Origin of the sequence: Agrobacterium vitis (assembly GCF_013337045.2) — a bacterium.
Taxonomy (GTDB): Bacteria; Pseudomonadota; Alphaproteobacteria; order Rhizobiales; family Rhizobiaceae; genus Allorhizobium; species Allorhizobium vitis_B.
Window position 1 is genome coordinate 3,032,237 of record NZ_CP118259.1, and the last position, 17,764, is coordinate 3,050,000.

At 54.9% G+C, this 17,764-nt stretch carries 12 protein-coding genes, 1 tRNA gene and 2 rRNA genes (1 of these 15 only partly in view); 9 read left to right on the forward strand and 6 right to left on the reverse strand.

What is annotated here, in order from left to right; translation table 11 throughout:
• Positions 1 to 260 precede the first annotated feature (260 nt).
• Both G6L01_RS14420 and G6L01_RS14425 read right to left on the reverse strand, forming a co-directional pair.
• The gene (locus G6L01_RS14420) at positions 261 to 1,226 is read right to left on the reverse strand and encodes a polysaccharide pyruvyl transferase family protein (protein WP_070167093.1); all 966 of its coding nucleotides are present in this window, start codon (positions 1,224 to 1,226) and stop codon (positions 261 to 263) included.
• 73 nt (positions 1,227 to 1,299) lie between these two features.
• Positions 1,300 to 2,259, reverse strand: a complete 960-nt coding sequence (locus tag G6L01_RS14425; RefSeq protein ID WP_070167094.1) for a glycosyltransferase family 2 protein — start codon at positions 2,257 to 2,259, stop codon at positions 1,300 to 1,302.
• A 236-nt stretch (positions 2,260 to 2,495) separates the two neighbouring features.
• On the opposite strand from G6L01_RS14425, the gene G6L01_RS14430 reads away from it, so the two are divergent.
• The 9 genes from G6L01_RS14430 to G6L01_RS14470 all read left to right on the forward strand — a co-directional run bounded on the left by G6L01_RS14430 (position 2,496) and on the right by G6L01_RS14470 (position 13,680).
• On the forward strand, positions 2,496 to 3,974 hold the full coding sequence (locus tag G6L01_RS14430; RefSeq protein WP_070167095.1) for a lipopolysaccharide biosynthesis protein: 1,479 nt from the start codon (positions 2,496 to 2,498) through the stop codon (positions 3,972 to 3,974).
• A 398-nt stretch (positions 3,975 to 4,372) separates the two neighbouring features.
• Positions 4,373 to 5,497 carry an acyltransferase family protein gene (locus G6L01_RS14435; protein ID WP_070167096.1) on the forward strand — a complete coding sequence of 375 codons (1,125 nt, stop codon included), beginning with the start codon at positions 4,373 to 4,375 and terminating at the stop codon, positions 5,495 to 5,497.
• Between the two features lies 1 nt (position 5,498).
• Positions 5,499 to 6,305, forward strand: a complete 807-nt coding sequence (gene exoK / locus G6L01_RS14440; protein WP_012654204.1) for an endo-1,3-1,4-beta-glycanase ExoK — start codon at positions 5,499 to 5,501, stop codon at positions 6,303 to 6,305.
• A gap of 217 nt (positions 6,306 to 6,522) precedes the next feature.
• Positions 6,523 to 7,767 carry a glycosyltransferase family protein gene (locus G6L01_RS14445; RefSeq protein ID WP_070167097.1) on the forward strand — a complete coding sequence of 415 codons (1,245 nt, stop codon included), beginning with the start codon at positions 6,523 to 6,525 and terminating at the stop codon, positions 7,765 to 7,767.
• The gene (locus G6L01_RS14450) at positions 7,757 to 8,782 is read left to right on the forward strand and encodes a glycosyltransferase family 2 protein (RefSeq protein WP_070167098.1); all 1,026 of its coding nucleotides are present in this window, start codon (positions 7,757 to 7,759) and stop codon (positions 8,780 to 8,782) included. The genes G6L01_RS14445 and G6L01_RS14450 overlap by 11 nt, the downstream gene beginning before the upstream one ends.
• Complete coding sequence (locus G6L01_RS14455; RefSeq protein ID WP_070167099.1) at positions 8,779 to 9,711, forward strand: glycosyltransferase family 2 protein; 933 nt, start codon at positions 8,779 to 8,781, stop codon at positions 9,709 to 9,711. The genes G6L01_RS14450 and G6L01_RS14455 overlap by 4 nt, the downstream gene beginning before the upstream one ends.
• Positions 9,708 to 10,703, forward strand: a complete 996-nt coding sequence (locus tag G6L01_RS14460; RefSeq protein WP_070167100.1) for a glycosyltransferase family 2 protein — start codon at positions 9,708 to 9,710, stop codon at positions 10,701 to 10,703. The genes G6L01_RS14455 and G6L01_RS14460 overlap by 4 nt, the downstream gene beginning before the upstream one ends.
• A gap of 209 nt (positions 10,704 to 10,912) precedes the next feature.
• Positions 10,913 to 11,332, forward strand: a complete 420-nt coding sequence (locus tag G6L01_RS14465; RefSeq protein WP_070167101.1) for a hypothetical protein — start codon at positions 10,913 to 10,915, stop codon at positions 11,330 to 11,332.
• An 11-nt stretch (positions 11,333 to 11,343) separates the two neighbouring features.
• A complete protein-coding gene (locus G6L01_RS14470) occupies positions 11,344 to 13,680 on the forward strand; it encodes a polysaccharide biosynthesis tyrosine autokinase (protein WP_070167102.1) in 2,337 nt (778 codons plus the stop codon).
• 209 nt (positions 13,681 to 13,889) lie between these two features.
• Here the strand turns inward: G6L01_RS14470 and G6L01_RS14475 are convergent, their stop codons facing one another.
• The 4 genes from G6L01_RS14475 to G6L01_RS14490 form a co-directional block, all read right to left on the reverse strand.
• Positions 13,890 to 15,389: a pyruvate kinase gene (locus G6L01_RS14475; RefSeq protein WP_337692730.1), complete on the reverse strand. Its 1,500-nt coding sequence runs from the start codon at positions 15,387 to 15,389 to the stop codon at positions 13,890 to 13,892.
• Positions 15,390 to 15,703: 314 nt separating this feature from the next.
• Positions 15,704 to 15,780 (reverse strand) — tRNA-Met (locus tag G6L01_RS14480).
• Between the two features lie 131 nt (positions 15,781 to 15,911).
• Positions 15,912 to 16,026: ribosomal RNA gene (gene rrf / locus G6L01_RS14485) — 5S ribosomal RNA — on the reverse strand.
• Between the two features lie 337 nt (positions 16,027 to 16,363).
• A 23S ribosomal RNA gene (locus G6L01_RS14490) occupies positions 16,364 to 17,764 on the reverse strand; it runs 1,398 nt beyond the window's last position.

Here is a 17,764-nt window from a genome sequence, read left to right on the forward strand (position 1 = left end):
TCGGATAAATCCTGTCTGTAAACAAAAACTGGGAGCATCGTGCTGATTCTGATTGTCTGCACGATGCTCTCAGCGCCGGGCACGACATATGGCGCACAAAGGTTCGCTGTAGCTCCTTATATTTGTTGCATAATTCTTTAAACCGATTCCGATTTAAAGAATTGTCCAATAGTATTTAACAGAGACAACCGTCACCTCCAGCGCTGTGCGTTTGATAACACGCACAGCGCCGTAACACTTGAATTATGCTGCAGGTCGGATCAGGAAGCCGCGCCGATCCCATAATCACGACGGACGCCCTCAATAACCTCCAGGAAGCGGGCTTTACGCTCATCCAAAACGGAATCTCGGCTCAGTTGCGGTTCTGCTTGACTTGCCTTCCATAGATTAAGCATGGCTGGCCCTGCCAGGATCTGTTTGACGACGGTGCGCAATCCGGTTTGCTTCGGACCGCGTGCTTGTTCCAGAACCGCTGCATCCACAGCCAGATCATTCGGATTTTCTGGGGCTGGCTGGTGGTTTTTAAAGCTCACCCCCCAAAAGCTTTCGCCCTTTATCTGGGCTTCAGCGCGGCTGGACAGCGGGACGCGCAGGGGTTTGTAAGTCACACCAAGAGTAGAAGCCCAATCGTTCCACTTGAAACTATTGATAGAAGCTGAGGTGCTGACCGCGACCCATGGAACGCGTAGAGCATCGGCAATGATCGCGCCATGCATTGATTCGGCTATAATCACTTCGGATTGCAGAATCTGACGAATAACCGCCTTTGCCTCGCCGCAGGGGTCGATATAGGTGAGGCCCACTTTGGGCACAATTGATGCCCAAACGCCCGCTACCGCCGATTCCCAGTGAGGAACGAAACTCTTTTTGTATAGTTTTGGCAGCTTCTGGAATTCAGGCATTTCCGCCAGCATCACAGCCGGATCGATCACACCTTTTTCCGGCGGCAGACCAAGCGCCTTGGCAGTCAAAGGACCGCGCACGGACCGTATATCCCATTCTTCCGGTCGGCTCATATCCGGCAGGCTTCCATAGCCAAAACCGCTGCCGATCACCAGCTTATGCTGGCCTTCCGGCAAAAGAGCGCGATTGAGAACAGTTCCGACGCCGACAAGCAACGTTTCCGGATGCACATCCCGAAAACCTGGCATGAGAAAATCCCATAACCAGAGGTTAAGGTCGTCACCAAAATTTCCATGGGCGGATTCCCAATAGTAAGGCTGCATGAATGTTCCTTTACGGGGCGAGGCAGACGCCCGATGAGAATGCATGATCACTGCATTTCAAGATACTTTTATATCAGCGGGAAAATTTACCAACCGCAAGGGCCAAAGCACTTTGGACGATGGCAGGATCCCGTCTCATCCATCGCAATAGCACGCCGAACTGCGGTAGCTTACGGCGTTTTACCATGCCCATCTGACCCCAGAGGGCATTTTTACGAGCTGTCTGCTTATAGTGCTGAATAAAGCTCAAGGCTTCAGGTTTATTGGAAAATCGACGTTCAAGCGTGTCTAGCGCCACCCAGGTATTCAACTGCTGCTGCAGAAAGGCGGGAGAACTTGAATCAATACTGTGGAAAATATTGATTCCTTCACCGCGCTCGGCTCCAGCGGCATCGCACAGAATGACGCGCTTGGCCGCCAGCACACAATCACAGAAGAACAGTACATCTTCAGCCGCCAGCCGAAGCTCGGCTTCAAACCGGATTTTCTCAAATAGCGGGCGACCAATCACCATGCAGGACAGATGCAGGAAACTCCAGTTCTTCAGCATCACCACTGGCATTTCCGGCAGTTCGAGCACCAGTGGCGTCTCCTGAAGCTGCACGGTTTTTTCGGTCTTCTTCAACTCGGCAACACTGAAATGATAGTAGAAATCATCTCCGCCGTGGATCGATGCCCAATAGCAATCAGCACCGAATTGGGTCATGGCCTCATAGGCATTTTTCAGGTGATCCGGCGCCCATTCATCGTCGGAATCCAGGAAGGCGGCGAAATCGCAATCGGCGGCAATTGCGTCGAGCCCGGTATTGCGGGCACCGCCCGGACCACCGTTCTCCTGCTTGATAACCCGAATACGGGCACGGTGTGCCGGCTCCAGCGGCTGCAATTCCAAATCGATGGAATAGGGTGACTGGTCATCGACCACAATAATGTCGAAGTCCTGGAATGTCTGGGAAAAAATCGAGCCCAGCGCCCGTCTTAAAATTCCGGCTTCCTTCTGATAGAAGGGAATAATCACTGTCAGCTTCGCCATCTTTTTGCCCTGTCGTTTCTCAAGAAAGAGGTTCAGTTGCCTGTTCTGTACCCTTGCGCTATCAGACTATGGTGCTTTGCACCATATTCCACGATGCAATCAGGTTCGCCATAGCGCTTGTGTTGTTTGCCACCCTGAAAGCAAAAACGCTCCATAACCATACAATTTTGGCGCTTTCCCACAAGCCTTTCGACCTGTAACCGCTCTTTCGCCCCCAGACCTAAGGATGTTTGCCCATGCCGCCAACCGTCAATGCGAAATCCGTAACCCGGAATGTCGGCTGGAGCGTCCTTTCCAAGACAGGCACTTTCGGGCTTAAATTTGTCACGGTCCCCATCCTGGCACGCATTCTCACCCCTGATCAATTCGGTGCTGTCGCCGTTGCGTTAACCGTGGTGCAATTTCTGGCGATGATCGGCGGTGCAGGTTTCGGTGCAGCTTTGGTCATCCAGGAAAAGGAAGAGCCGGAGACGATTCATTCTGTTTTCTGGGCGAATTTGATCATTTCCTGCCTGATGGCAACCCTCCTTTACGTGTTTGCCGAACCGATTTCGGCCATGCTGGGAGCGGTCGAGGCCGCGCCGCTGGTGCGCATCATGGCGGTGCTTATTCCGCTGCAACTCACCGGAGACGTTGCCTATGCTCTCCTGGCCCGGCGAATGCAGTTCAGTCAGGACGCGCTGTGGAGCATGATTTCCGAATCAGCTGGCGCACTGATTGCGGTCGGCATGGCCTTGATGGGTTATGGGGTGATGGCGCTGGTGGCGCAATTGTTTTCCTCCTCCATCATCCGGCTTTGCGGGCTCTACTATGTATCCGGTTATGTCCCGGGCTTTGCCTTCAAGCCGCGCCGCATCCTGGCGCTGGGGCGCTTCAGCCTCGGAATGATGGGCTCGGAAATCGCCAATTTCATCACCTTCCAATCTCCCATGGTGGTGATTTCCCGCTATCTCGGCCTGTCGGATGCCGGCGCTTATTCCGCCGCCAACCGGTTTTCCAGCATTCCCAACCAGGTCGTCCTGTCCGCTGTCATGGGCGTGCTGTTTCCCGCCTTCAGCACCATGATGCATGACCGGGATCGCCGCTCCCAGGCGCTGATGTTGAGCACTCAGGTGACGACCGTGCTGCTGGCGCCGATGATGTTCGGCATGTGGGCATTGGCCGAGCCGGCCATGCTGGTGTTGTTTGGACCGCAATGGGCCTGGGCCTGGCCGGTTCTCGGTCTGCTTGCCTTGTCTAAGGGCATTCTCACGCCGTGCAGTACGTTTATCCCTTATCTGAAAGGCGTCGGACACGGCGGTACGCTGTTCTGGTGGGCCGTCATCCGGGCAATCGTCACCACCGTTGCCGTCGCGGTTGCCGCAGCCTTCGGAAACCTGGTCGATGCCATGGTGGCGCTTTGCGTTGTCAATGTCGTCGTGCTCTTCGGCTATTCCTGGGTGGTGTTCCGCGCGGACCAGATGCCGTTCCTCAAGGGCATGTTTATTTCCACACGGCCGATGGTCACCGCCCTGGTCATGGCCGGCATGGTTCGCGCCCTTCTGCATTTTTATGGGTATCTGGTCCCCAATCCAGTATTGCAGGTATTGATTGGTGGTTTGATCGGCGGCACAATCTACGGTGTATTCGTTGTGCTGACGGAGGCCGAATTGTTGAGAAAACTGAAAACCATGGTGCGCAACCGCAGATCCGCGGCCCCCGCACCTGCAGAATAATGTAAGCCATGCAAACCGCTCTGCGCCGCCTCATTATCGAGCCATTCTGCCCTCATCCGGGAAAACCGATGGTATAGGCGGTGCAATTCCTTAGCTTTTTTCGAGCTCTGGACAAAAAAATATTCGCACACGCGAATAGACATATAGCAATAAGCGCATAAATTTAAGCTGCTGAATTTTCAAGATTTTATCAAAAAAATCCTACTATTACCCCGCTAATCCAACCCGAGCTCACTGGGCAAACTGCAAAAAATTGAAGATCAAGAGGTAAATTTTTTGCTGCACTGCCACATTTTTACAGGCACATTCCCATAATGTGAAGGTGCTGGCCCATACTGTGAAGGGCCTTAGGGTGATGGGGACCATAGAGGATATTGAAGACAGGAGTACCGAATATCGTGAAGATCGACCAGGAACTGTCCGCGCGGATTCATATGGCGCGGTTGATGCTGATCGTCGGCATTGTCTTCGTACATGTCCCCTTCGATCCGCAGTCGAACGCCTATCTGGGCCAATACGGCGCCTTTGATTGGCTGCGCGCCTTTCTCGGCGATATGCTGTTTCGCATTGGCGTTCCCTGCCTCAGTGCGATTTCCGGCCTGCTGATGTTTCGCCGAGGCCTTGACGATTTCGATTACAAGAAAGTGCTTCGCTCGAAAAGTTCGAGCGTTTTGCTGCCTTTCCTGCTGTGGAACAGCATCGTTTTCCTGTATGTGCTGACAACGCAATCCATGGGCTATGGCGAAGGATATTTCCCAAGTGTTCTCACCGCATCCTATCGGGAACTCGTTACCCTGGCGCTGGCAACGGAAGATTGGCCGATCAATCTGCCACTCTATTTCCTGCGCGACCTGCTACTCTGCTTTCTTCTATCGCCGCTGATTGGCTTCCTGGTAAAACGGCAACCCGCCCTGACGCTTGGGGTTATGCTTCTGTATGTCGTCCTGCCGGTGCCCAATATGATTTTCCTGAAAAAATCGATCATTCTCGGGTTTTCGGCCGGTGCGGCGATAGCGATACACAATATCGATATCCGCAAGCTCGACCGTTATGCCTTGCCGATTGTGGCAGCGGTGCTGGTCTGCGCCATGGCGGTCTTCGTCTGCATGTATCAGACAGGCTTTAACGAGCATCCACTCTGGCTTGATGTGATATATGGTCTGATTACGGTGATTGGCGGCCTGGGAGCCTGGGAAATGACCCGGCTGCTCAGAAATACCCGCCTTGGCAAAACACTGGTCGCCGCACCCGGCGGGCTTAGTTTCTGGATCTTCTGCGCGCATTATCCGATCTTGATGACCGCATGGATGATCTGGCAGAAATTCGATATAGGGCCTTACCCTCTATTTTACGTCCTTGCGCTGCCCGTCACCTTTTGCCTACTGCTTGCCTCCCATTTCCTGGCGATCCGGCTCACACCCGGATTTTACGGGGTCATGACCGGCCAGCGCAATGCAAGCGGCAGAGACAAGAACAAGAACGTGGCAGCCGGGCGGGCGCTTGCCTTCAGCAAAGGAGACTGACATGAACCACCCCTCGCTTTTCCGAGGTCTGTTTTCTCGGCTACTCTGCGCCTCTGCTTTTGGCGCAACGGTTTTGATGACCTTGTCCACGGCGCATGCCCAGCAACCCGTCGAAGGCCAATCCTTTGTCGATACATTTGACAAACTGGATTTAAAACGCTGGTATATTTCCGACGGCTGGAATAACGGACCGCATCAGAACTGCACGTGGACCAAGAAGAACGTGAAAATCAAGGATGGCCATCTGGAATTGACATTTGACGACAAGCCCCTGGGCGAGCGTCAGTATTCCTGTGCCGAAATTCAGACCAAGCAGCGCTTCAGCTATGGTACCTATGAGGCGCGCCTGAAGACCGCCGATGCGTCCGGGCTGAATTCGGCTTTTTTCACCTTTATCGGCCCGCGCGACAAAACTCCCCATGACGAGATCGACTTCGAGATCCTCGGCAAGAACCTCAACGAGGTTCAGGTCAACCAGTATATCTCGGCCAAGGGTGGTAATGAAAAAATGGCTGCCGTCGATAACGGCGCTAACAAGGGCTTCAACGATTATGCCTTTGTCTGGGAAAAGGACAGGCTGCGCTACTATGTCAACGGTAAGCTGGTTCAGGACGTGACCGATCCGGCCAAATTGCCCAGCCACAGCCAGAAGATCTTCTTCAGCCTTTGGGGTACGGATACATTGAAGGACTGGATGGGGTCGTTTTCCTATTCCGGACCGCAGACCATGACCGTAGAGAGACTGGCATTCACGGCGCTGGGCGACAAGTGCCAGTTCCCGGAATCGGTCGCTTGCACGCTGAATTGACACCAAGCAATGTGAGAGCGGCCTTACGTTAATAGGGAAGCTACGCTGCATCATGGCTTGATCCGGGTAAGGTTCAAGAAAAAACATGTCGCATCACTGAAACATGACTGGGGGCGAGGTAAGCCATGGGTGGCTTACCTTTCCATGAAGACGCAATTTCGCGGGAAACCCGATCCTCTCTGGCGAGGGTTTCCACACAATTGCACAAAGGGGGCCAATGACCATACGTGTGCTATACCTTGCGCATGACCTTGCCGATCCTGCCATTCGCCGCAGGGTGATGATGTTGCGTGCCGGTGGCGCGGACGTGATGCTGGCTGGCTTTCGCCGCGATGAAAACAAATTGGCCGCGGTGGAAGGGGTTCAGCCGATTGAGCTTGGAATAACCGCCGATGGCCGCTTTGCTCACCGCGCGGCAACGGTGTTGAAAGCAAGCTTGTCAGCCGCCGCCAAACTTGGCCATCTGCCCCGCCCGGACGTGATCATTGCCCGCAATCTCGAAATGCTGGCCATCGGCCGCCGCGCCCGCCATATTTTCGGTGCAGCCGTGCCAATGGTCTATGAATGTCTCGACATCCACAGGCTGATGCTGCGCAATGATCCGCTCGGCAAATCGCTGCGCGGTCTGGAAGCGCGGCTCGGTCGCCAGGCTAGCCTGTTGATCACCAGCTCTCCGGCCTTTGTCGAGCAGTATTTTCAGCCGCTTTCAGGTCTCGATCTGCCGACCATGCTGCTTGAAAACCAGGTTCTCGACCTGTCCGGGCAAGACGCCCCGCTGGCGCTGACACCGCGGGTTCCGGTTCCCGGCCAGCCTTGGCGCATCGGTTGGTTCGGCGCCCTGCGCTGCTCGAAATCCCTTAAACTGCTTGGTGAATTCACCCGGTCGATGCAGGGTTCGGCAGTTGTCGAGATGCGTGGACGGCCCGCCCATATCGAGTTTGAGAATTTCGACGCTCAGGTCGCGCGTGAACCGCATGTCAATTTTCATGGACCCTACAAAAATCCAGAGGATCTGGCCGGGATTTACCAGCAGGTTCAATTTGTCTGGGCCATCGATTTCTACGAGGAAGGCCAGAATTCAAGCTGGCTTTTGCCGAACCGGCTCTATGAAGGATGCCGCTATGGCACTGTTCCCATCGCCCTGAAGGGAACTGAGACAGCACGCTACCTGGCCCGCAAGGGCATTGGCTTTGAATTGCCGGATGCAAGCGTCTCGTCCCTCGTTTCACTGTTTGAAACCATGACTGCCGAGCGTTACCAGTCCGCCTTCGATGCGGTTGCCGCCCAGGATCCACACAGCTTCACGCTCACCAGAGCCGATTGCGAAACATTGGTGCGCCGACTTGCAGCGCTTCCCGCAGATCCCTTGGCCTCCCGCTCGCTCAATTCAAACGCCCTGAAGGCGCCGATCCTTTCAACCAAGCCAACCCTTTCGAACAAGGTAGACGTTCATGATGGCTGACAAGCTGAAATCCGTAAGATGCCTGATCGTCATCCCCTGCCTCAACGAAGAAAAGCATATCGAGGGCGTCATCGCCAATCTGGCCAAGGCGCTTGACGATCTGAACGCTGAAATCGTCGTCGCCGATGGCGGCAGCCGCGATCAGACCCAGGCGATCGTCTCGCGCATTTCCGCTGCGAATTCCAAGGTCAGACTGATCGACAATCCGAAGAAGATCCAGAGCGCCGCCGTCAACTTGACTGTTGCCCAATTCGGCGGTGATTACGATTATATCATTCGCATCGATGCCCACGGCACTTATCCAGACGATTATTGCCAGACACTGGTGAAAGAGGCCCTGGAAACCGGGGCCGACTCCGTCGTTGTCGGCATGTTGACGGTTGGCTTCGGAACGTTCCAGAAGGCAACGGCGCTGGCCCAGAATTCCAAACTCGGCAACGGTGGCTCCAAGCATCGCACCGGCGCCCAAAGTCACTGGACGGATCACGGCCATCACGCCCTGATCCGCATTGCCGCCTATAAAGCGATTGGCGGCTATGACGAATCGTTCCGTCATAACGAAGATGCGGAATTCGACTACCGACTGAATAAATCCGGCTTTCGTGTCTGGATGACCGCCAATACCAGCATGGTCTATTATCCACGCTCCAGCCCCTTGCCGCTCTACCGGCAATATTTTGGCTATGGCCGCGGTCGCGCCCAGAATTTCCTGAAACATCGCTCCCGTCCAAGCCTGCGTCAGCTCATTCCGCTGGCCGTGGCGCCGGTTGCCGGTTTCGCATTGCTGTGCGTGTTCAGCTGGCTCGCACTCATACCGCTTCTCGTCTGGGCGCTGGCCTGCCTTGGCTACGGCGTCTGGCTCGCCATCGGCGAGCGCCAACCGCTCGGGCCGCTGGCCGCCCTCTCGGCAATGATCATGCATTTCGCCTGGTCTGCCGGTTTCTGGCGGGAAATATTGGATTTTCGAAATCGTAAAACCTATCCGCTGCCGCCCAGTCAAGAGGTTGCGTCATGAATGCCGCCCATCCCATCCGCATCGATATCGGCATCTGCACGTTCCGGCGGCCCGAGCTTGAGACAGCTCTGTTGTCGCTCGCCATGATCGACGTTCCCACCGGGGTTTCCCTGCGCATCATTGTTGCCGACAATGATCAGACGCCCAGCGCCGCATCCCTGGTCGATAGCCTGCGCCCACGTCTTCCCTGCGGGCTGATTTACGTCCATTGCCCGGCTGGCAATATATCCATTGCCCGCAATGCCTGCCTGGATGCCAGCGATGCCGATTACCTTGCCTTTATCGACGATGATGAGACAGCAACGGAAAGCTGGCTGAACGAACTGCTGACGGTCGCCCGCCAGACCGGTGCCGATGCCGTACTTGGTCCCGTCAAGGCGAGCTATAGTGACAACGCGCCGGAATGGATGCGCAAAGGCGATTTTCACTCGACATTCCCGGTCTTTGTCGGCGGTGAAATCCGCACCGGCTATACCTGCAACGTGCTTCTCGATCTGCGTTCACCACGCCTTACCGAGCGCCGTTTCAACCTGGCGCTGGGCAAGACCGGCGGTGAGGATACCGAGTATTTCACCTATATATACCGCAATGGCGGCAGGATCGCCTATGCCGAGAACGCCCTTCTCCATGAACCCGTGACCCCATCGCGCAGCCGGTTCGACTGGTTGGCCAAGCGCCGCTACCGCATGGGCCAGACCCATGGCCGGCTGGTGGCTGAAGGCCAGGGAACCCTGACGAAATTCAAGGCAATCCTGATGGCCGGAGCAAAGGCTATTTTCTGCTTTCTGGCCGCACTGGTTTTCGCCTTCATGCCAATCCATCGTCATCGTTATGTCCTGCGCGGCATCCTGCATCTCGGCGCCATCTCCGGCATTCTCGGCTTTCGTGAAATCCACCAATACGGATCGCTGGAGACTGCCAAGCCATGATCGCCTGGACCCCCGATGTCACGGTGGTGATTGCCGCCTATAATACCGGTGAAACCATTGAGCGCGCCATTGAAAGCGCCCTGTCGCAGGTCAATGTCACAGTCGAAGTTGTTGTTGTCGACGATTGCTCATCCGACGATACCCGCGACCGGGTCGCAGCCCTCACCGATCCACGCATTCGCTTGATCGCATTGGAGCGCAATAAAGGCCCGGGCGGTGCCAGGAATGCGGCAATAGACGCCGCCCGTGGTCGCTGGATCGCCGTGCTGGATTCAGACGATACATTCAAACCGATGCGGCTGTTTCGAATGATCGAGCGTGCCGAGGACGAAAAGGCCCAGGTCGTCGTCGATAATCTTGATGTCATCGACATGAATGGCAGTTGCCGGACGATGTTTCTGGAAGACGCGCTGGCACATATCGGCCAAATCGACCTGGCGCGGTTTATCGGCTCCAACATCCTGTTCCGATCCGAGCATAATTTCGGCTATATGAAGCCTGTCTTCCTGCGCAGTTTCCTGAATGACAAAGGCCTGCGTTTCGACGAGAGCCTGAGAATCGGCGAGGATTACCTGCTGCTGGCTTCGGCCTTGGCCGAGAATGCCCTCTGCACGATAGAGCCGACGGCGGGTTACCTCTATTATATCAGGGAGGGATCGATCTCGCGGGTGCTTCGCCTCCATCATGTCGATGCTATGATGGCCGCCGATGCCGGTTTCATCTCTCGCTATCCGCTGAAAGGGGCAGCCCTTGCGGCCCAGACGGCCCGGACCCGCAGCCTGAAGGAAGCGCGCGCTTTCATAAATCTGATCGATAGTCTCAAGGCACGATCGCTGTCGGGCGTTATCAAAACCGCCCTTGCCAATCCCTTGGCGCTGCGCCATCTAAAAATGCCAATCTCCGTTCGTCTCCAGCGACTTATAAAGAGCTTGCAGAAAGACCAGACATCAAACGCCGCTACGTCTTCTGCCGATCCGCCCATCAAGGGCTAACCCACTACTTTAGAGAGAAGTGACATGGATCTTTGCACGCCAATGCCAAAATCAGTGATGCCCTTGTCTCAACCCGGAGCGATCTTGACGTGCGCCGTTTACTCTTTTTTAAAGGAATTGGTTCCGTCGCATGAAGGCCGTATTCAGGCGGACCAAGACGTCCTATAGTGCAAAATCCTTAAGTCCGAAATCGATTTAAGGCGAAAACGATGCTTGACTATAAAGTGCCTGGGTCTGCTTTGTTCGTCATGGATGACATCAGGCGCCGGAAAATCAACATTGTTCTACAATTTGCTTCGTCCGGGCCGGATCATTCCGACCCTGACGAAGCCGGGAAACGAGCATCTGTCGAGATCAAGGGTTTGGAGTGCTGTATGAGTGTGAGTTTTTCCAATGTGCATGAGCAGTCGCGGCGGTCCAGCTGTCCGTTGACAGACCATGCCCGGACGAAGAGCTCCCGCCCGCACGGCATTGGCGGGAGACGAACCCTAAATGGATCCCGGCAGGTCAGCGGAGGTCTTTTCCTGACAGCCATCCATGCCTCAACCACGTTTGAAGCCGGTTTCCGGCTTATGCCTGGTGCCGCCGAGACATCCTTGGACCAAACTATGTTCCGCAACGAATTATGAAGAGCCGCCCCATGAACGAGAGAAGTTATCCCTATAAAGCCGTTCTGCAACGGGAGCAGCCTGAAGCCGATTCCTTTATCGATCTTGATAAACTGCTGACCATTGCCGTACGCAGGGCCAGGATCGTCGGTCTGTCGATCGCCCTCTTCGTGATGCTCGGCATTACCTATCTCCTCTTCACGACGCCCTATTATACGTCGATGACGCAGATCCTGCTGGATGACAGCCTGTCGCGCTACACGCAGGACGACAAGGCAGCGCCCGGTGACCGTTCCCAGGCTGATACGGAACTGGCCAGCGCCGTGGAAATCCTCAAATCCAACAGCATGGCCCTGCGGGTCGTTGACGAGGCCAAGCTCAGCGATAACGAGCTGGTCACCAATCCTCCCGCCTCGCCAGTATCCTTCGTCAAGGACATGTTGAGGTCCGTGAAAAGGCTGGTCAGCCCTGGACCGAAATTGACCGATGCGGAAATCGCAGCAGGCAAGCGCGGCAAGGCCGCTGCCATGCTACAGCAGAACATTACCGTGGAACGGGTGATGCGCAGTGCGGTCATTGCCGTATCCTATCGCTCTCCCGACCCTCTGCTGTCGGCGAAAGTCACCAAAGCCTACGCAGATGCCTTTCTGACCGATCAGTTGAACGCCAATTTCGATGCCAGTGAGCGAGCAACGCTGTGGCTGCAAGGTCGCTTGGACGATCTGGCAAAGCGTGCACAGCTGGCCTCGCTGGACGTTGAAAAATACAAGGCAGAAAACGGCCTGACCCAAACGGGCGGCGAACTGATGTCCGAACAGCAGTTGACCGACCTCAACAAACAGCTGATCGTTGCTCAGGCCGATGCGGCAAGCGCCCAGGCCCGCTACGAGCAATATAAAAGCATCGTCACGCAAGGCCCGCAAAATGCGGTCAAGAATGCCATCGTTTCCGGACAGGCTGGCGCCAACCAGGTGCTTCAGGATCTGCGAAGCCGGTATTTGTCGATCGAAAAGCGTGAACAGGATATCGTTGCCAATTTTGGCCCAACTCATCCCCAGGCCAAAGCGCTGAAGGCTGAAAAAGACAATGTCGGCGGCCAGATTTTCCAGGAACTGCAACAGCTGACATCAAGCTATGGCAATGAATTCGACGTTGCCAAATCGCGCGAGCAATCACTGCGCGGCAGCCTGGAAAAGTTGACCGGCACAAATTCCGATGCCAATCGATCGCTGGTGCATCTGAAAGAGCTTGAGCAGAAATCGTCAGCGCTCAAAACCCTCTATGAAGCTTTCCTGAATCGCTACGAAGTGGCCAGCCAAAGCCAGTCCTTGCCAGCGGCCAAAGCGCGGGTCATCTCGGAGGCTGGTATACCCGCCTCACCATCCAGCCCTAAAAAGACAATGGTGATTGCTCTTTCCATGGTTCTCGGCCTGATGGTCGGTGCCGGGCTAGCCTTTCTTCAGGAAATGCAGGAGCGGTATTTCCGGCTGGAAAGCGATGTGCGCACCACACTTGGCCAAAAATCGCTAGGTTACCTGCCCCGTCTCGGTCCAAAGTTGAAAAAGGCAATCAACCCCAAACTTGCCCGCTGGCGCCAGAAAGCGCCTAAGGGAGCAACTGTCGTTCCTGGGGCAGAAAATGTATCACTCGACAGAATGATGCGAACCGTAATCGAAGCGCCCCGGTCCGCCTTTACCGAAACCCTGCGCAATACCAAGCTTGCCACCGATATTATCCTGCAGGGTAAGACAAGCCGCGTGATCGGTATTCTGTCGGCGCTGCCTGGTGAAGGTAAGTCCACGGTTGCAGCAAATTTCGCCGTTCTGCTTGCCTCCAGCGGCAAGCGGACATTGCTGATCGACGCCGACTTGCGCAATCCGAGCCTTAGCCGGCTTCTACAGCCCGCCCCGAAAACCGGCCTCGTGCAAGCCGTGCTTGGTGAGGTCTCCTGGCAGGATTGTATCAAGGTGGATCAGGAAACGAAACTTGCCGTCCTGCCTATCGTTCCAGGCGCAGCAGCCAGATCTCTGGCGCATACCAACGAGCTCATTGCATCACCTGGAATGAATGCCTTGCTCGAAAATGTCCGCCAATCGTTCGATTACATTATCGTCGACCTTGCGCCACTTGGCCCGGTCGTCGATGCAAAGGCCTTCGCGCCCCTGGCAGATGGTTTCGTCTTCGTTGTCGAATGGGGTAAGACACCAAAGAAGCTGGTCTCCGATCTACTCGAAGCAGAACCGCATATCAGCAATAAGGTCCTTGGCGTTCTCTTGAACAAGACCGATATGCAGACCCTGACCCGCTATAGCGATTTTGGCGGTTCGGAGAAATTCCGCAAACAATACAACAAATACTACGTGGAATAAGCGCTGTAACGGCGACCCACAAAACAACAATTGAAATATATTTGACCCTCTCCGCCAGCGCCGAGAGGGTCAAATATCAGAAGATGATAGCGACTAGAGCATCGTACAGAAAATCGGAACCAGCACGATGCTCTAGGTTTTTGTTTGCGCATCGGATTTATCCGAAAACCGGTTCCCACTTTTCGGTCCGATGCTCTAGAAATCGTCCGCTACCATGATTTCAAGGCGCGAAGCGTCGCGGTCTTCTTGAACACATGTCCGTCCATACGGGCAAGAAGACTATCGAGAAGGCTCACTGCCTCACCCACCGCAGGCCCCTTGTTCAGCATCACACATTCGGCGCGGGCGGCCATGGCGGCATCAGTCATCTCTCCACGGGAGGGCAGACCTGTTTTGACAAGATCTTCGAGAACCTGCGTCGCCCATATGGTGGGTACGGCCGCTGCCTCGCAGAGCCACAACAACTCCTCCTGCATTTCCGCTACCCGCTCAAAGCCGATTTCAGCCGCGAGATCACCCCGCGCGATCATCACACCAAACGGGCGATTGCGGCATCGGGCTCGCACGATCAATTCCGGCAGGTTGGTCACAGCCTGCGGCTGCTCGATCTTGGCAATCAAGCCAAGCGGCTGCAAACGAGCCGGAAATTTTGCCAGTGCATCCTCCAAAAGGTCGATGTCATTGGCATGACTGACAAAGGAATAGCCCAGCATATCCGCATGTGCCATAACAGTTTCCAGATCAGAATAGTCTTTGGTCGTCAGCGGTGAAAGACCAAGCGCTGTATCGGGCAGATTCAAACCCTTTTCGGGCTTGAGTTTGACACCACCGGTTTTGGTATGGGTTACACGAATGACCGCTTCGTTTGGACCCGTTTCTTCGACGACACCTTCAAGCTTGCCGTCATCATATCTAAGCCGATGGCCCACAGCGACGCGGGTGACGATTTCGGGAACCGACACGGTCGCCGCAAACTCCACATCCTCCGTTGGTCGCGGCTTTCCTTGCGCAACCAATCTGAGGCGGTCCCCGACCTGAAGTTTGCGCTTCTCCCCCGCAACGGCTTCCGTGCGAATTTTTGGTCCTGCGATATCCATCAACACGGTGAGTTTATGACCAATGATCTCTGACGCCGCGCGGACGTGGCCTGCGATCTTTGTCCACGCCTTCTCGTCATCATGTGCACAATTGATCCGGGCAATGTCCATCCCGCGTTTGGCGAGATCAAGCACAAAATCCGGCTGATCAGCCGCCTCGCTCGGCATGGTCACCATGATCCGCCCACGGCGAGAAGAGCGGGCTGGTCCAAACAATTCCTCTGTTGCCGCCCGCAACGATCGCTCTCCGGCAAAGAATTTACTCTCTGACAGTTCATCCAGGTGTGACGTAACACCTTGTAGTCCCGACAGCGCTGCGGAGACCGCATCCAAAGTTGGAAGCACACGACTTTCCAGACGTCCCAAAGACGACAGCCCTCTCCACATCAACTCGCGCTGCAAAACACGAAGGTCACGGTGGCGCAGTGAAAGATAGTGACAAAGGTTCTCAATCGCTGGCCTATGTTGCGCGGGAAGCACCGCTGAGCCGCACAGACCTTGCAACAAATCTTGCGCATGAGCAGCAATGTCAGCGCGAAGCTCAATAACGTCGCGATGCAATGCCTCCAAGGCGATTGAATTCTCGTTCGAAGCGGAATTAAACTGTGCCATCGCCACCATCCTCGATTTATCCAGAAGACATAAGCCTTCCAGTCATAAATGACTGATGACGGCTTACGCCGCTTTGCGCTACGTCAATCCCTTCGCAAGTTACACAAAAGCAATTTCGAAAAGCGGTAGCATCGAAATTGAGGGTGTTTACGAGGTTAAGCCGAGGGCTAGATTCCCGACGAAACCATACCCGGCATAGCTCAGAGCTTACTTCAAAATGGATTATTTCAACGAGAATAGGTCAGCATGCCGATCACCATCTGCCCAACGCAAAAAGCCCCGTGATGGGGTTTTGTTGGGATCTCGGGGATTTTTGGTTGCGGGGGCAGGATTTGAACCTGCGGCCTTCAGGTTATGAGCCTGACGAGCTACCGGGCTGCTCCACCCCGCGTTATATATAAGTGTAATTATCAACGTAAGAAGGGTCGCTTTATGCGACCCTTTTTTGTTGTCGGCAGGGCCGAAGATAGTGAGAGAAGAGTGTTTTGATTTTGGATTTTTTAACAACATTGCCATTAGCAGACCTGGCAGCGACCTACTCTCCCGCGTCTTAAGACGAAGTACCATTGGCGCAGGGGCGTTTCACGGCCGTGTTCGGAATGGGAACGGGTGCGGCCGCCCCGCCATGACCACCAGGTCAGCTAAGGGCAATGTTGATGCTTCGCATCAACATTGTTCCCTTTTCTTTGGCAAACCCATCTTCTTCGCTTGCGCTCAGAAGGGTGCCAAAGCGTTAATACGGAACCGTATTGATGCTTTGCATATGTGAGAAGCTGGCGGGCGTTGCCCGTTTTTTTTGTGAACACGTCATTCGTCGACGTTTTGCTTGGCACCTTCGGACGAAGTCCGCAAGCGCAAAGCGCGTCGCCGATCGTTCGGCGCCCTCGCGGAGCATAGGCTCGTATACGAGCCGCTCATGCGTGAGCGCTAAACATATGGCTCATCGACGAAGTCGATGAGCATGGTCAATGAGAACGATTAAGCCAATCGAGCTATTAGTAACGGTAAGCTTCGCAGGTTACCCTGCTTCCACACCCGTCCTATCAACGTGGTCGTCTTCCACGGCTCTGATAGGGAATACTCGTTTTCAGGTTGGTTTCCCGCTTAGATGCCTTCAGCGGTTATCCATTCCATATATAGCTACCCTGCTATGCCGTTGGCACGACAACAGGTCCACCAGAGATATGTCCATCCCGGTCCTCTCGTACTAGGGACAGATCCTGTCAATATTCCTACACCCACGGCAGATAGGGACCGAACTGTCTCACGACGTTCTGAACCCAGCTCACGTACCGCTTTAATTGGCGAACAGCCAAACCCTTGGGACCTGCTCCAGCCCCAGGATGCGATGAGCCGACATCGAGGTGCCAAACAACCCCGTCGATATGGACTCTTGGGGGTCATCAGCCTGTTATCCCCGGCGTACCTTTTATCCGTTGAGCGATGGCCCTTCCACGCGGGACCACCGGATCACTATGACCGACTTTCGTCTCTGCTCGACTTGTCAGTCTCGCAGTCAGGCGGGCTTATGCCATTGCACTCGACGACCGATTTCCGACCGGTCTGAGCCCACCATCGCGCGCCTCCGTTACTCTTTCGGAGGCGACCGCCCCAGTCAAACTACCCACCATACACTGTCCCGGATCCGGATAACGGACCGCGGTTAGACATCCATGACGATAAGGGTGGTATTTCAAGGATGGCTCCACTCGAACTGGCGTCCAAGCTTCAAAGCCTACCACCTATCCTACACATGCCGACACGAATGCCAGTGTAAAGCTATAGTAAAGGTGCACGGGGTCTTTCCGTCTGACCGCAGGAACCCCGCATCTTCACGGGGAATTCAATTTCACTGAGTCTATGTTGGAGACAGCGGGGAAGTCGTTACGCCATTCGTGCAGGTCGGAACTTACCCGACAAGGAATTTCGCTACCTTAGGACCGTTATAGTTACGGCCGCCGTTTACTGGGGCTTCGATTCAAAGCTTGCACCTCTCCTCTTAACCTTCCAGCACCGGGCAGGCGTCAGACCCTATACGTCGTCTTGCGACTTCGCAGAGCCCTGTGTTTTTGATAAACAGTCGCTACCCCCTGGTCTGTGCCACCCCTCTCCACTTGCGTAAAAAGGGGTCACGCTTCTTCCGAAGTTACGCGTGCAATTTGCCGAGTTCCTTCAACATAGTTCTCTCAAGCGCCTTGGTATACTCTACCTGACCACCTGTGTCGGTTTCGGGTACGGTCTATACGGTGGAGCTATTTCCTGGAACCACTCCACTGCACAATCAATCCAATAAGACTGTACAATTTGTGTGATCCGTCACTACCACCAGGCCCACGAATATTAACGTGGTTCCCATCGACTACGCATTTCTGCCT

What these genes read in the sequence shown, in the direction of transcription:
- G6L01_RS14475 (WP_337692730.1), bottom strand. Translation starts at nt 15,389, where the DNA reads ATGGCACAGTTTAATTCCGCTTCGAACGAGAATTCAATCGCCTTGGAG.
- G6L01_RS14465 (WP_070167101.1), top strand. Translation starts at nt 10,913, where the DNA reads ATGCTTGACTATAAAGTGCCTGGGTCTGCTTTGTTCGTCATGGATGAC.
- G6L01_RS14455 (WP_070167099.1), top strand. Translation starts at nt 8,779, where the DNA reads ATGAATGCCGCCCATCCCATCCGCATCGATATCGGCATCTGCACGTTC.
- exoK (WP_012654204.1), top strand. Translation starts at nt 5,499, where the DNA reads ATGAACCACCCCTCGCTTTTCCGAGGTCTGTTTTCTCGGCTACTCTGC.
- G6L01_RS14470 (WP_070167102.1), top strand. Translation starts at nt 11,344, where the DNA reads ATGAACGAGAGAAGTTATCCCTATAAAGCCGTTCTGCAACGGGAGCAG.
- G6L01_RS14420 (WP_070167093.1), bottom strand. Translation starts at nt 1,226, where the DNA reads ATGCAGCCTTACTATTGGGAATCCGCCCATGGAAATTTTGGTGACGAC.
- G6L01_RS14445 (WP_070167097.1), top strand. Translation starts at nt 6,523, where the DNA reads ATGACCATACGTGTGCTATACCTTGCGCATGACCTTGCCGATCCTGCC.
- G6L01_RS14450 (WP_070167098.1), top strand. Translation starts at nt 7,757, where the DNA reads ATGATGGCTGACAAGCTGAAATCCGTAAGATGCCTGATCGTCATCCCC.
- G6L01_RS14460 (WP_070167100.1), top strand. Translation starts at nt 9,708, where the DNA reads ATGATCGCCTGGACCCCCGATGTCACGGTGGTGATTGCCGCCTATAAT.
- G6L01_RS14430 (WP_070167095.1), top strand. Translation starts at nt 2,496, where the DNA reads ATGCCGCCAACCGTCAATGCGAAATCCGTAACCCGGAATGTCGGCTGG.
- G6L01_RS14425 (WP_070167094.1), bottom strand. Translation starts at nt 2,259, where the DNA reads ATGGCGAAGCTGACAGTGATTATTCCCTTCTATCAGAAGGAAGCCGGA.